The 13,805-nt window shown below is 56.1% G+C and carries 12 protein-coding genes; 6 read left to right on the forward strand and 6 right to left on the reverse strand.

Annotation, left to right across the window (positions count from 1 at the left end; genetic code table 11):
* Positions 1-42 precede the first annotated feature (42 nt).
* The 3 genes from HLUCCO03_RS04590 to gloB all read right to left on the reverse strand — a co-directional run bounded on the left by HLUCCO03_RS04590 (position 43) and on the right by gloB (position 4,555).
* Positions 43-1,857 (reverse strand): extracellular solute-binding protein, encoded by a 1,815-nt coding sequence (locus HLUCCO03_RS04590; RefSeq protein WP_027832120.1) that lies wholly within the window; start codon positions 1,855-1,857, stop codon positions 43-45.
* A 9-nt stretch (positions 1,858-1,866) separates the two neighbouring features.
* Positions 1,867-3,600, reverse strand: coding sequence for a LysM peptidoglycan-binding domain-containing protein (locus HLUCCO03_RS04595; protein WP_027832119.1), 1,734 nt, complete (start codon positions 3,598-3,600; stop codon positions 1,867-1,869).
* Between the two features lie 160 nt (positions 3,601-3,760).
* Positions 3,761-4,555, reverse strand: a complete 795-nt coding sequence (gene gloB, locus HLUCCO03_RS04600; RefSeq protein ID WP_027832118.1) for a hydroxyacylglutathione hydrolase — start codon at positions 4,553-4,555, stop codon at positions 3,761-3,763.
* A gap of 95 nt (positions 4,556-4,650) precedes the next feature.
* Here gloB and HLUCCO03_RS04605 point away from each other — a divergent pair, with 95 nt between their 5' ends.
* The 4 genes from HLUCCO03_RS04605 to HLUCCO03_RS04620 all read left to right on the forward strand — a co-directional run bounded on the left by HLUCCO03_RS04605 (position 4,651) and on the right by HLUCCO03_RS04620 (position 8,597).
* A complete protein-coding gene (locus HLUCCO03_RS04605) occupies positions 4,651-5,472 on the forward strand; it encodes a class I SAM-dependent methyltransferase (RefSeq protein ID WP_027832117.1) in 822 nt (273 codons plus the stop codon).
* A complete protein-coding gene (gene rnhA, locus HLUCCO03_RS04610) occupies positions 5,472-5,915 on the forward strand; it encodes a ribonuclease HI (protein WP_027832116.1) in 444 nt (147 codons plus the stop codon). Before HLUCCO03_RS04605 ends, rnhA begins: the two co-directional genes overlap by 1 nt.
* Positions 5,916-5,930: 15 nt before the next feature.
* Positions 5,931-6,641 carry a DNA polymerase III subunit epsilon gene (gene dnaQ, locus HLUCCO03_RS04615; protein WP_027832115.1) on the forward strand — a complete coding sequence of 237 codons (711 nt, stop codon included), beginning with the start codon at positions 5,931-5,933 and terminating at the stop codon, positions 6,639-6,641.
* A 249-nt stretch (positions 6,642-6,890) separates the two neighbouring features.
* Positions 6,891-8,597 carry a hypothetical protein gene (locus HLUCCO03_RS04620; protein ID WP_027832114.1) on the forward strand — a complete coding sequence of 569 codons (1,707 nt, stop codon included), beginning with the start codon at positions 6,891-6,893 and terminating at the stop codon, positions 8,595-8,597.
* A gap of 77 nt (positions 8,598-8,674) precedes the next feature.
* Here the strand turns inward: HLUCCO03_RS04620 and HLUCCO03_RS04625 are convergent, their stop codons facing one another.
* Positions 8,675-8,989 (reverse strand): SCP2 sterol-binding domain-containing protein, encoded by a 315-nt coding sequence (locus HLUCCO03_RS04625; protein ID WP_027832113.1) that lies wholly within the window; start codon positions 8,987-8,989, stop codon positions 8,675-8,677.
* Positions 8,990-9,187: 198 nt separating this feature from the next.
* Here HLUCCO03_RS04625 and sohB point away from each other — a divergent pair, with 198 nt between their 5' ends.
* On the forward strand, positions 9,188-10,252 hold the full coding sequence (sohB, locus tag HLUCCO03_RS04630; RefSeq protein WP_027832112.1) for a protease SohB: 1,065 nt from the start codon (positions 9,188-9,190) through the stop codon (positions 10,250-10,252).
* Positions 10,253-10,276: 24 nt separating this feature from the next.
* A complete protein-coding gene (locus HLUCCO03_RS04635) occupies positions 10,277-11,275 on the forward strand; it encodes a YhdH/YhfP family quinone oxidoreductase (RefSeq protein ID WP_027832111.1) in 999 nt (332 codons plus the stop codon).
* 219 nt (positions 11,276-11,494) lie between these two features.
* Here HLUCCO03_RS04635 and HLUCCO03_RS04640 read toward each other — a convergent pair whose 3' ends face one another.
* Entirely contained in the window at positions 11,495-11,995 is a 501-nt protein-coding gene (locus HLUCCO03_RS04640; RefSeq protein ID WP_036197495.1) for a DUF934 domain-containing protein, read from the reverse strand.
* Complete coding sequence (locus tag HLUCCO03_RS04645) at positions 11,988-13,640, reverse strand: nitrite/sulfite reductase (protein WP_027832109.1); 1,653 nt, start codon at positions 13,638-13,640, stop codon at positions 11,988-11,990. Before HLUCCO03_RS04645 ends, HLUCCO03_RS04640 begins: the two co-directional genes overlap by 8 nt.
* Positions 13,641-13,805: the final 165 nt, after the last annotated feature.

Consider the following 13,805-nt stretch of genomic DNA (forward strand, 5'->3'; position numbering starts at 1 on the left):
AACTCCGTATTCAGAACTTCCGACGTCGTTACGATCATGGGGTTAGCGTTCTATCCACCAGTTATCAATATCCACACCGTTCTTGGGGACAGTGTCAGGACGCTTCAGGAATGACCAGTAGGCGACTCGATCCTTGGGCATATACCAGTTGGGGATCACGTAATGCTGATGCAGCAGAACCCGGTCCAGGGCCCGGACCCGGTGCACAAGCTCTTCCCGTCCCGGCGCCTGGATAACCATCTCGACCAGTTCATCAATCACAGGATCCTTCACGCCCATGTAGTTGCGGGAACCTTTGGCGTCCGCCGCTGACGAGTGCCAGTATTCCCGCTGTTCGTTACCAGGGGAGTCCGACTGGCCAAGGCCCTGCACAGTCACGTCAAAATCGAATTCCCTTACCCGCTGGATGTACTGGTTGGTATCCACCAGACGAACCGACATGTCGATACCGAGTTTCCGGAGATTGTTTCTGAAAGGAAGCACGACACGCTCGAATGTCTTCTGGTGCAGAAGCATCTCGAACTCCAGGGGTTCTCCGTTCTCCTTGTTGACCATTTTGCCGTCCCGGATCTCGTATCCTGCCGCCTGGAACTCTTCCATGGCTTTGCGGAGGTTGCCCCTGAGGCCTTCTTTTCCATCCGTAGAGGGTGGCTCATATTCGTCAGTAAAGACTTCCGGGGGAAGGTCGTCTCGGAACTGTTCGAGGATCTCCAGTTCACGACCTTCAGGCAGCCCGGAGGAGGCCAGTTCACTGTTCTCGAAATAGCTTTTCGTGCGGGTATACTGGCCGTAAAACAGGTTTTTGTTGGCCCACTCAAAGTCAAAGCCATAAGCCAGTGCCTTGCGCACCGCCGGATCGCTGAACTTGTCCTTGCGCGTATTGAATGCAAATGCCTGCATGCCGGCAGGGCGTTCGTGCTCGATGGCCTCGGTTTTTATCTTGCCGGATTCAAACCTGTCGCCAGTATAGGCTGTTGCCCAGTTTTTGGCAGAGGACTCCACACGGAAGTCGAAATTGCCGGCCCGGAATGATTCCAGGGCAACGGTGTCGTCCGAGTAGTATTCATAGCGGATCTGGTCGAAATTGAACCGGCCTTTGCGTACCCCAAGGTCTTTTGCCCAGTAGTCATCCACGCGTTCGTAGGTGATGTCGCGGCCGGCGTCATAATCTTCAATCCGGTACGGGCCGCTGCCCACCGGTATGGTGAGCCCGTTTCGCCCGAACTCACGGTCTTCCCAGTAATGGCTGGGCAATACCGGCAACTGCCCCAGAATCAATGGCAGTTCGCGGTTGCTGGTGTCGCCGAAATCGAAACGGATTCTGTGCTCATCCTCGACGGTCACCTTGCTGACATCCGAGTAATAGTTGCGGAAAAACGGGTGACCTTCGGTGGTAAGTATTTCATACGAAAACTTTACGTCTTCGGCGGTAATGGGTTCGCCATCCTGGAAACGGGCCTCCTCGCGGAGGTTAAATATGACGTAGCTGCGGTCCTCCGGTGTTTCGATGGATTCCGCTATCAGGCCGTAGGCAGAGAAGGGTTCGTCGTCCGAGGATTCAAGCAGCGTGTCGTACAGGTAGCTGTTCAGGCCGGCAGCGGCGACCCCTCTGGTTACGAAGGGGTTAAAGGAATCATACCCGTTTGCGACAACGCTAAGGTTCAGCGTTCCACCCTTCGGAGCGTCCGGGTTGACGTAGTCAAAATGGGAGAACCCGCTGGAATACTTCGGGTCGCCATGCATTGCAATCCCGTGCCGTGGTTCAGGATCTTCCGCATGGGCCTGCCATGGCAACGCAGCCATGGCCAGCATGGTAAGGGCTCTGGTAAGGGACGAGGCTGTTCGGGTTATAGTCATAGATCTCGGTCAGGGGCTGTTTCTGATGTCGACATAGAGTACCAGACTTTGACCGGGCTGAAGATAACGTGACATGTTGAGATCGTTCCAGCTTGCGATATCCCTCACATTCAACGCAAAGCGATTGGCAATGGTCGAGAGCGAGTCGCCCTTGCGGACCTGGTAACCCACTTTGCGGACCATGCCTTTGCCCCGGTCGTTACTCGCCAGCATGGCAGGCTGCTTGGACTTTGACCAGATGACCAGTTTGTTGCCCGGGATCAGCGGGTCGCCAGGCGCCATCCCGTTCCAGGAAGCCACCTGCCTGACTGACACGCGGTGTTCGCGGGCTATATCCCAGAACGTATCGCCGGAACGTACCGTGTAGTCCACGCGTTTGCCATTGCTGTTCTTGCCGCTGCTCTGCTGCTTTCTTGCCAGTCGTTCATTGGCGCTGAGCGCGTAGGTGCCTGATTGCTTGGCTGCGGCAGGGATCATCAGCCGCTGGCCAACGCGAATGATGTGGCTGTCCAGGTTGTTAACCTGCTGGATAACCGATGACTTGGTGGAGTGCCGTTTGGCGATGGTGCTGAGTGTATCGCCGGATTTTACTTTGTAGTTGCGCCAGGACACCCGTTCATCGGGGTCGATCTTGTCCAGGGCGGCGGTGAATGTTTCGGCTTTCTCCCGCGGAATAAGCAGCCGATGGGGGCCGTCGGGTGCAGTGGCCCAGCGGTTGAAGGAAGGGTTCAGCAGGTAAATTTCATTAATATCCACTCCTGCCAGTTCCGCCGCCTGTGCAAGATCGATCTGGGAACCGGTTTCCACAATCTCGAAATAGGGTTCATCTTTCAGGGCCGGCAACTCGATACCATACTTTTCCGGTTCGTTGAATATCTTTGCCAGTGCGATCAGCTTTGGTACGTAATGACGGGTCTCCCTCGGCAAATCCAGAGACCAGTAATCCGTAGCCGCATTCTTGTTGCGGTTGCGTCTCATGGCGCTGGAAACGGTACCACCGCCACTGTTATAGGCAGCCAGTGCCAGCATGTAATCGCCGTTAAAACGGTTTGCCAGCCTGTCCAGGTAGGTCAGCGCAGCATCTGTGGCAGCAATGACATCGCGTCGGTCGTCGTGCCACCAGCTCTGGGTGAGACCGAAATACTTGCCGGTAGTTGGAATAAACTGCCATAACCCGGCCGCGCGCCCGTGCGAGTATGCAAACGGGTCAAATGCGCTTTCAACCACCGGCAGCAGCGCAAGCTCCGTGGGCAGGCCCCGCTTTTCGGCTTCCGTGACTATGTAATGCAGATATCGGCTTCCGCGCTCTACAACCTGGTCGATGTAGCGGGGATGTTTCTTGTACCAGTTGAGCTGGGCCTGAACCCTGGGATCGCTGCCGTCATGATCCAGCGCGAAACCGGATCTCAGTCGCTGCCAGAGGTCGGCTTCCGCGACTTCCTCTTCAGATTTTTCCTGTGTCGGCGTATCCAGCTTCTTTCTGGCGTTTTCAGCAGCTTCCTTGAGGGACGGGTCGATGGCGTCGTCGAGTTCAGTGCGGGAGGACTTGTCCGCGGAGCCGCTGTCCGGGTCCGTTTCTATGGCTTCCTTGAGGTCTTCGTCGCCGGCGGCAACCGTTACTGTCCGGGATTCAAGAGGATTGGCGGAAGTTTTTGATTCGTCCGGCTCTTTGGGCTCGAAGATACTGCAACCACTGGTAAGCGTGCCAAGAAGAAACAGAACTGATAATCGAGAGACCGACATATTACGACTTCCGGTTGGCTGGACGGCGCCGGGACACGTGTCTGGAATCCCGGCATATTTAGTAGTTTACGGAGCAAAGGTTACACGGATTCTATTGGAACGGTTTTCAGAGGGTCAACAAGACTCTCGTTACGTCATTGATAGAATTTGTTACCTGTGGCTAGAAGGTATCCTTGCCATGCCGGGTTACTGCAAACACGTCGCTGTCGGAGTTGATGGTCAGCCCGGCATGCCTGGCATGCCTTTTTGCCGCTTCCACAACGGCGTCATCGTCCCAGCGCAGGAACGGGTTGAGCCGCTTCTCCTCACCGAGAATGGAGGGAACCGTTGGCTCGCCATCGTCCCTGCGTTTCTGGCACCGGGCTTCAAATTCGCGCAGCGGACCATCTTCAGGCAGCCAGTGCCGGGCAAACCTGAGATTGGCCAGTGTGTATTCATGGGCGCAGTAAACGGCGGTTTCATCCGGTAATTGGCGCAGTGTCTCCAGGGACTTCTTCATCTGTTCCGGAGTGCCTTCAAACAGGCGACCACATCCGCAGACAAACAGGGTATCGCCACAGAAAAGCACCGGGCGATCGTTGACGTGGCAATCCGTAAAGTAGGCAATGTGATCCAGGGTGTGGCCCGGTACTGCAAGCACACTGAAGGTGAGATCCTGCCAGACCACTTCGTCGCCCGGGTGAACCTCGCTGTTCGCTCCCTTGAAGGGAGAATTGGCCGGGCCGATGATACGGCAGTCCGAAACCGTGCCGGCCAGTTCGCCAACGCCACCCACATGATCGGGATGGTGATGAGTAATCAGAATCGTGTCGAGTTCCAGGCCGTGTTCTTCCAGAAACCGGATGGCTGGCTCCGCCTGTCCCGGATCCACAATAAGTGCCTTGCGATCTTCGGTATTGAACAGACACCAGATATAGTTATCACTGAAAGCTGGAATGGCGCTAATGGTCAGCATAGGCTCCCACATGTGCTGGACGAGTGTGACTGTTATCATAGTGCATTAATGGCGACGTCCCAACACCGCCCGGGATGGAACAGGGGAACGAAGCAATGACTTCAGCTGGCGAGATTGATTACTCTGCCCGACACGAAAGCTTTGAAAACTGGTTTCAGACCCCCCTCGGGCGCGCCCTGCTGGCTGATCAGAGAGCCTGTGTTGAACATTGTGTTGCAAGCCTTACCGGTGCCAGGCAGTTACAGGTCGGCCTGAGCCACCGCCTGCCACTGGCCAGTACAACGGATTTCGCCCAACGGATTCTCACCACGCCCTTATGGAATTCCGTCATCCCGGATGGTGTGGCTGTCTGCGACGCCGATGAATTACCCTTCCCGGGGGACTCCATGGATCTTGTGATCTTTCACCACACCGCTGACTTTTCTCCCCATCCTCATCAGGCGTTGCGTGAGGCTTCCCGGGTGCTTCGCGGCGAGGGCATGATTGTTCTTATCGGATTCAATCCCTTCAGCCTGTGGGGGCTCCGCAAACTGGTATCCCGCAAGCGGGCCGGCCCATGGGGAGGCCGTTTCATGATGAAGCGCAGAATGGAGGACTGGCTGCGGTTGCTGGATTTTTCAGTGGAATCCGCACATTCCTCGTTTTTCCAGGTGCCACTTCAGGGGGCGGCGGTGAAAGAGGGCAAGGGCCTCGTTGAGCGAATGTGCGGTAACCGGTTTCTGCCCGTTGGCGCCTATTACTGTATCCTTGCCAAAAAACGGGTTTACTCCAGGATCCCCCGCAAACCGGCCTGGCAGAGCAAGAAGGTGATTGCCTTGCCGGGCAGGGGCACCGTTGGAGCGTCCCGTACCTATCCCGGGAAAGGCCGGAGCGGCAACGTTGCCGTGCTGAATCATAATCAAATCGAGGAAAGCTGATGGCGGGTAAGGTTGTTCTCTATACCGATGGGGCCTGCAAGGGGAATCCCGGGCCGGGCGGTTGGGGAGTCGTGCTGAGCTATGGCAACGCCAGCAAGAAGCTGCATGGCGGTGAAGCCAATACCACCAACAACAGAATGGAGCTGATGGCGGCCATCCGCGGCCTGGAAGCACTGAAACGACCCTGTGAGGTGGAGCTTTATACCGACTCCCAGTATGTGCGCAAGGGCATTACCGAATGGATGCAGGGATGGAAACGGAACGGATGGAAAACGTCGGCGAAAAAACCGGTCAAGAATGAAGATCTCTGGCGGGAGCTGGACAATGAAGTGTCCAGGCACAAGGTAAACTGGCACTGGGTAAAAGGCCACTCCGGCAATCCGGGGAATGAGTTGGCAGACGAACTTGCCAACCGTGGTGTGGAAGAACTGGCGAATGCTTAACCAACGGGGCGGATAATGAGACAGATTGTACTGGATACGGAAACAACCGGTATTGATCCGGCGGAAGGGCATCGGATAATCGAAATAGGTTGTGTGGAACTGATGGAGCGCCAGACCACAGGGCGTCACTACCATGTGTATATCAATCCCGAGCGCGAGGTGGAGGCCGAAGCAATCACCGTCCACGGGATAACCAATGAATTTCTCGCCGACAAACCGAAATTCTCGGAAATCGCCGATGAGTTTTTCGACTTTATCAAGGGAGCCGAGCTGGTCATTCATAATGCGGCGTTTGATATCGGCTTTATGGACTCGGAATTTGCCCGTCTGAAACCGGTCCGAAAAACCGCTGATTACTGCGGCGTGGTGGATTCGCTGGCCATTGCCCGCAAGAAACACCCGGGCCAGAAAAACAATCTGGATGCCCTCTGTAAACGCTACGGAGTGGACAACAGTAGCCGTGATCTTCACGGTGCCTTGCTGGATGCCGAGATCCTTGCGGAAGTATACCTGTTGCTCACCGGTGGTCAGACAGCGCTGTCACTGGACGCCGGCAGCGACGAAGCCGGCGGCGAGGGTGGTATTCGCCGGCTGCCTGCAGACCGCAAGCCCCTGACGGTTGTCCGGGCCAGTAATGAAGAAGCGTCTGCGCACGAAAAGTTCATGGCCCTGCTTGCCAAACAGGCGGGTGACACCGTGTGGGACAGGCTGAAAACCGGGGAATGAGGGCCTGACGGACGGGATGAACAGCTGACAATGAGAACTGTGCCGGGCTGTACTTTTTGTTACATTCCTGCTTTCTTGAGGTACTTGAGTTTTGTGTTATAAGTAATGATAAGTTCGCGAGTTTTCGCGAACTTTTATTTTAGCTGGGAAGGGTAAATCCGGCTCATAAAAAGATCTCGAATAAAACCGACAGGGTCACATTCCAAGAACAGGACGCGGTAGTTTCCGCATAATTTACAGGAAGCGTTTATGGTTCAATCGTCTCTGGCGACGAAATCACAGTCATTTGATCTGGTCAAGAGTGAGATCGAGCAGACCATCAAGCAGGCAGAGTCCAGCCTGGAACGCTTTCAGGAAAACCGGGAGAGCGGTGAGGACCTGCAGAACTGTGTGGATTTTCTGAACCAGCTCCGTGGCATTTTCATTCTTGTTGAGCTGCGAGCCGGCACCCTGCTGTGCCAGGAAGCCGTCAGCATGGCGAACGATGTACCTGTCGGCGCCAACGATGACAAGAACATCCTCCTGACCACTCTGAACAGCGCTCTGTTTATTCTGCGCCGTTACGTTGAATACTACCACCAGCAGCGAGCCGATCACCCGGAACTGCTGTTGCCGGTGATCAATGATCTGCGCGAAGCCCGTAAAGAAAAACCTTATCCTGAATCCTGTTTCTTTGATGTGGATGTCAAGGAACGTCCGGACTTCTGTGCCGGTATTTCGGTGTCACCGTTCGAAGGCAACGAGGCCGAGTATGAAATCCTGGCGCGCCGGATGCGCCTGACATTCCAGGTGGCCTTGCTGGGAGTTCTCCGGGACAGGAACGAAGTGGTCAGCAAAAAACTGTTCGGACGGGCCGCCCGCGGATTCGCCCGTTTGTGTCAGGGGCAGCCGATGGGGCAGATGTGGTGCCTGGTGGCGATTGTCGCCGACACCATGCTCGACCGGGCAATGGGGTTCAGCAAAGCCCGCAAGCGCATGTTCATGCGGATTGAAAAGTATTCCCGGGAAGTAGTCTATGTCGGCAAGGTGGCGACAGCCAAGGATGCGCCGGACTCCCTGATAAGGGATCTTGTTTACCTGCTTTACCGCAGCGGGTCCGCGAACCAGGAAGTTACCTCGGTACTGTCTGCATTCCGTCTTGCGCCGGCTGAATTTCCGGACTCCATGCTGGATGCCCATGCCCGACGCCTGTACGGCCCGGGCTCCGATGTGCTCAAGTCCCTCTCCACCGCCCTCCAGGATGAGCTCAACCAGCTGAAGGACAAGCTGGATATCGTCGAGCGCGGTATCGAACCGGACCTGGCTGAACTGTCGTCCATTGCCGAGGCCCTGGAGCGTATGGCGAACACCCTGGTCATGCTCGACCTGAATCAGCTCGGCGCCATGGCCCGCGCAGAGGCTGCCAAGCTGCGGACCTGGGAGGAAGAGAAGCGGCTGCCGGCAGACGATGAGCTCTACAAGCTGGCCGATTCCGTTCTCGGAATTGAAGATGCCGTGATGCAGATTGTTACCCGGGGCATCACCTCCGAAACCGACGCCCTGGCTGGCGGACAAAGAAACCGTGAGGAGTCCCTTTACCTCAAGGAGGCCACCTTCGTGGTGGCCGATGAGGCCAAAAGTGCGCTTACACTGGCCAAACGGGCCATTACCGCATTTATCGAATCCGACTACGACAAACTTCACCTGGCCAACCTGCCGGCAACCCTGCACAGTATCTGGGGTGGCCTGCACATGGTGGATGATCCGGGTGCGGCGTCTGTACTGGAGCGGGTGGCGGCATCTATCCAGGAGCGCCTGCTGGATGCGAGGGAAGCACCGCAGCCTCAGGTTCTGGAAGCACTGGCGGACGCTCTGACGTCGCTGGAGTACTATATCGAGAGTATCGGCAAGCGTGAGGAGCGTAACGGGGATCTTCTGCGGCTGGCTGAATCGTCACTGGATGATGTGGGTTTGTAAAAACATCACCGGATAGCTGAATACGAAAAACCCTGCACGCGGCAGGGTTTTTTTATGGGGAATGTTCCAGGGGGCAATCAGCCCATCTTGAACAGCTCACCCAGTTTGGTAGCCAGCATCATGTCGCCTTCGGCGCGAAGCTGGCCGGCCATGAATGCCTGCATGCCGTCAGTTTCGCCTGACACGATGCCCTGAAGGGTTTCAGAGTTCATGATCAGTGTGACGGACGGGTCATCGTGGGCACCTTCGACGGCTTTGCAGGTGCCATCCTTGATAACCAGGTGATAGGTTTTGTCGTCTTCAATATCAAACTGGAATACCAGGTCCAGGCCTTCGGCTGCGTCTGCGTTGAAATTCTGTTCGAGTTTTTCAAATACCTGATCTACAGACATTATTTTACCCTTATTGATGTTTGTCGTGGCGTATTGACGGCGGGTGAGCCGACGTAGCCATTCGACTTTAGGGTGACTCCAAAGCGGTGTCAAGCTCGATCGAACGCTTGTTTTAATTTTCTTTATCGCCCGGATGGGTTGTACCTCCGGGCACCTCGGTTACAATCGAGCGCTCAAGAATAATCCTGGAGAAGCAACTTGGAATTTCTGACAGAGTTCGGTTTGTTCATTGCGAAAACGGTCACCCTCGTGGTGGCGGTGCTGGTCATTATTTCCGTGATCATGTCCGTCGCCCAGAAAGACAAGGACGACCACGGCGGAGACGGCGAACTGCGGGTTCGAAAACTCAATGAGAAGTACCGCAAGCTGAGGGAATCTCTGCAGGCTAGGCTGCGTAGTGACTCAGAGCGCAAGGCCTTCGAAAAGGCCCGCAAGAAAGAAGAAAAAGCCAGGGAAAAAGCGGCCAAGGCCAAACGTAAAGCCGGTGACACCGAGGAGGACGTAAAGCCACGGGTGTACGTGCTGGATTTTGATGGCGATATCAAGGCCAGTGATACCGACTCCCTGCGTCGCTCCATAACCGCTGTACTGAGCGTTGCGGAACCGGAGAAGGATGAAGTGGTTATCCGGCTGGAAAGCGGCGGTGGGCTGGTTCATTCCTACGGCCTGGCCGCAGCCCAGCTGGACCGTATCCGGGCCAAGGGCATCAGGCTTACTGCCTGTGTCGACAAGGTCGCCGCCAGTGGCGGTTACATGATGGCCTGCGTGGCCGATCGCATTGTGGCATCTCCGTTCGCGATCCTCGGCTCTATTGGAGTGGTTGCACAGTTGCCCAATTTCCATCGTTTTCTCAAAAAGAACGATGTGGATTTCGAGGTGCTGACCGCAGGCGAGCACAAACGCACCATGACCATCTTCGGTGAAAACACTGACAAGGGCAGGGCAAAGTTCCTGGAAGACCTTGAGGATACTCACGTGCTGTTCAAGGAATATGTCGGCGAACGCCGCCCGGGGCTGGATATCACAGCCGTCGCCAATGGTGATATCTGGTTTGGCCGCAGGGCCCTTGAGGTCAACCTGATCGACGAGATCAAAACCTCCGACGAATTTCTCATTGAAGCCTGTGACCGCGCGGACGTAATCTCGGTAAGTTACCAGCGCAAACGCACGTTACCGGAAAAACTCGGTCTTGCCACCAGCGCGGCACTTGAGCACACCGTCTGGCGGGTGCTGGGGGCCTTCCGTAACCAGAAAATCCAGTAAGCCAACGACTACGGGAACAGAATCATGAGCAACGATATCGAGTTCAAGGCATGGCGCGTTCAGGAGCAGGATGGCGAATACAAGGGGGCTGAACAGGTTCTCAAGGTATCTGACCTGCCTGAAAACGAGGTTCTGATCCGTGTTACCCATTCCTCCCTTAATTACAAGGACGCACTGTCTGCGTCCGGCAATAAAGGTGTAACCCGCAACTTTCCCCATACTCCGGGCATAGACGCCGCCGGTGAGGTGGTTGAAGCCTCGGCCGGCCCGTTGTCAGCGGGCGACAAGGTGCTGGTTACCGGATATGACCTCGGCATGAACACCGACGGAGGCTTCGGCGAATACATCCGCGTACCGGCCAGCTGGTGCGTTGCCATGCCAGAAGGCTGGGACGCGCGAACCGCCATGATTTATGGCACCGCCGGGCTCACCGCCGGCCTGTGCGTAAAGAAACTTCTCACCATGGGGGCAGCTCCCGAGCAGGGCAAAGTCGCGGTCAGTGGCGCCAGCGGCGCGGTAGGTAGTGTGGCAGTTGAGCTGCTTGCCAACCTCGGCTTCGAAGTGGTGGCCATCAGCGGCAAACAGGACCACGCCAATGCTCTCAAAGACCTTGGCGCTACCGAAGTGCTGGGCCGCGAAGCCCTGGCCACTGAAAAGAAACCCCTGCTGAAGCCGGTCTTTGCCAATGCAGTGGACACCGTAGGCGGCGGCCCGTTGGCGGAACTGCTGAAACAGATCCAGCCTGGCGGCTCCGTGTCCTGCTGCGGCCTGGTAGCCGGGCCACAACTGGAAACCACCGTGCTGCCGTTCATCCTGCGGGGTAACAACCTGCTGGGTGTCGATTCGGTTGAAATTCCACTGGCGGAAAAACAGGCGGTATGGGACAAGTTCTCTGGCGACTGGGCATGCAGGAAAACCGAGGCCTCGGCACGGGATATTGGCCGTGGTGAACTGGATGAGGCGTTGAAGGCGTTTCTGAAGGGGGAGTCTTCAGGGAAGATTGTTCTCGATCACTCCCTGTGAGGGAGGGAGCTGCTTGTTTGTCGGATTACGGCTTCGCCTAATCCGACCTACGGATGCTGCATCGAGCGGGGTCAGACGCCGAAATTTGCAAGAACGAAGAGGGGGCCGGTAACCAAAACTGTGCGGAGCCAGGGATGGCGGAGCCCAAGCCGAACAGGATGTCTTGAGGCGTGTTTTGGTTACCGGCTCCCTCTTCGTTCGTCAGGGGAGTAGAAATTATCAGGCCCGGCGGCGGAAAAGCGGTATATCTGTATCCGTCGCGGCCTGGTAGCCCTGGGTGAAGAAATTCAGGCAGCGGGCCGCCTTGTTGATGTCCTTGTCAGCCCGAAGCACATAGGTGTCAAAGCCACAGCGCTTCATGAACTGAAGCTGATCCAGCAACACATCCCCCACGGCACGCAGCTCATTCCGGTAATTCAACCGTTCCCGCAAGAGCCGGGCAATACTGTAACCGCGTCCATCACTGAACTTCGGAAAGTTCACCGCAATAACCGGTAACTCATTGACCACACCGGCCAGCATCTCCGGCTCCTCATGGCTGTCCAGCCAGACCCCGATATCATCGCGGCCCTCGTAATGCTCCTTGCCCGCAAGCCAAAGCCCGGCCGGGATAAGTGCCGGCTCCGGGGGCACAACCAGAGATTCGCCTTCAGCAGGCGTGGGGACGATAACCCAGTCGTCCTGACGGACAGAACCGTCGCTGGTGATCACATCAGGCATAAACCCGCTCCTTGAATGGCTCAATGCCGATACGGCGATAGGTGTCCAGGAAAGGCTCTTCCTCGGTGCGGTGATCGACGTATACATTAATAATCTTCTGAATCACTTCAGGCATGTCATCCCGGGCGAAGGAAGGGCCCAGGATCTTGCCGATGGCAGCATCGTGGTGGGACGAACCGCCGAGACTGATCTGGTAGAACTCCTCGCCTTTCTTGTCGACGCCCAGCACACCGATGTTGCCAACATGGTGGTGACCACAGGCGTTCATGCAGCCGGAAATATTCAGGTCAATATTGCCAATGTCGTACAGGTAGTCCATGTCATCAAACTGGCGCTGAATCGCTTCCGCGACCGGTATGGACTTGGCATTGGCCAGGGCGCAGTAGTCGCCACCCGGACAGCAGATCACGTCTGTAAGGGTATTCAGATTGGCCGTTGCAAAGCCCATGGGCGTAATGCTCTGCCAAAGCTCAAACAGCTGATCTTTCCGGACATCGGCAAGAACCACGTTCTGCTGATGTGTTACCCGGACTTCGCCAAAACTGTACTGGTCCGCCAGATCGGCAATCTGCTCGAGCTGACGGTCGCTGACATCGCCCGGGGGTGTGCCGGTTTTCTTCATGGTCAGTGTGACAATGGCGTAACCCGGTTTTTTGTGGGCATCCACGTTGTGGGCAATCCACTGGTCAAACTCACGGTTTTCGAAACGCTGTGTGGCCAGGGTTTCCGTAACATCCGGAACCTGCTGGTAGTCGGGCTCGGTAAAGTAACCCTTAAAGCGGTTAATGGCCTCGTCAGTCAGGCGGGTTGGTGAGTCCTTGATATGGGACCACTCATCCTCCACCTTGGCTGCAAAGCCCTCCGGTGTCAGCGCCTTGACCAGTATCTTGATCCGGGCCTTGAATTTGTTGTCCCGCCGGCCATAGCGGTTGTAGACCCGCAGCACGGCTTCCAGGTAAGTCAGCAGGTCATGCTCAGGCAGGAATTCACGAATCACCGGGCCCACCATGGGCGTTCGGCCCAGGCCACCACCCACATGAACGCGGAAACCCAGCTCGCCCTGTTCGTTGCGTACCATCTGCAGGCCGATATCGTGGACCTGGATAGCAGCACGGTCCGTATGCTCGGAAGCATTCACTGCCACCTTGAATTTGCGGGGCAGAAACGCAAACTCGGGGTGGAAGGTTGACCACTGCCGGATAATCTCGCAGTAGGGGCGGGGATCGGTTATCTCGTCCGCCTGAACACCGGAGAACTGATCCGTCGTGGTATTGCGAATGCAGTTACCGCTCGTCTGGTTGGCGTGCATCTCCACTTCTGCCAGCTCTGCCAGAATGTCCGGTACATCTTCAATAGCCGGCCAGTTGAGCTGGACGTTCTGGCGGGTTGTAAAGTGTGCATAACCTTTGTCATAGTCCCGTGTTATGCGGGCTAACCGGCGCAGCTGGGCAGAACGGAGCATTCCGTAGGGAACGGCAATACGCAGCATTGGTGCCAGGCGCTGCACGTATAACCCGTTCTGCAGTCGCAGCGGAAGAAACTCGTCTTCACGCAGCTCACCTGCCAGAGCCCTTTCGGTCTGATCACGGAATTGTGCAACGCGCTCGGCTGCTATTTGCCGATCGTGTTCGTCATAAACATACATAGTGGAACGTCCTGCTGAAACGCTGGAAATACAGCTTTGGTGCCTGTTCTTGCGGAGGAGAATATCACCGTGCCATTATTCTTAAAATGATTATTTCAAAATATGTTTATCGATTTGAGTGATATAGAAACCGATATATTGCTGGACGAATGTCAATTTTCCGCC

Source organism: Marinobacter sp. HL-58 (genome assembly GCF_001314605.1).
Classification (GTDB): domain Bacteria; phylum Pseudomonadota; class Gammaproteobacteria; order Pseudomonadales; family Oleiphilaceae; genus Marinobacter.

Coding starts and splice junctions, on each gene's coding strand:
- dnaQ (WP_027832115.1), top strand. CDS start 5,931: ATGAGACAGATTGTACTGGATACGGAAACAACCGGTATTGATCCGGCG.
- HLUCCO03_RS04620 (WP_027832114.1), top strand. CDS start 6,891: ATGGTTCAATCGTCTCTGGCGACGAAATCACAGTCATTTGATCTGGTC.
- HLUCCO03_RS04590 (WP_027832120.1), bottom strand. CDS start 1,857: ATGACTATAACCCGAACAGCCTCGTCCCTTACCAGAGCCCTTACCATG.
- HLUCCO03_RS04605 (WP_027832117.1), top strand. CDS start 4,651: ATGACTTCAGCTGGCGAGATTGATTACTCTGCCCGACACGAAAGCTTT.
- rnhA (WP_027832116.1), top strand. CDS start 5,472: ATGGCGGGTAAGGTTGTTCTCTATACCGATGGGGCCTGCAAGGGGAAT.
- HLUCCO03_RS04635 (WP_027832111.1), top strand. CDS start 10,277: ATGAGCAACGATATCGAGTTCAAGGCATGGCGCGTTCAGGAGCAGGAT.
- HLUCCO03_RS04625 (WP_027832113.1), bottom strand. CDS start 8,989: ATGTCTGTAGATCAGGTATTTGAAAAACTCGAACAGAATTTCAACGCA.
- gloB (WP_027832118.1), bottom strand. CDS start 4,555: ATGCTGACCATTAGCGCCATTCCAGCTTTCAGTGATAACTATATCTGG.
- HLUCCO03_RS04595 (WP_027832119.1), bottom strand. CDS start 3,600: ATGTCGGTCTCTCGATTATCAGTTCTGTTTCTTCTTGGCACGCTTACC.
- HLUCCO03_RS04640 (WP_036197495.1), bottom strand. CDS start 11,995: ATGCCTGATGTGATCACCAGCGACGGTTCTGTCCGTCAGGACGACTGG.
- HLUCCO03_RS04645 (WP_027832109.1), bottom strand. CDS start 13,640: ATGTATGTTTATGACGAACACGATCGGCAAATAGCAGCCGAGCGCGTT.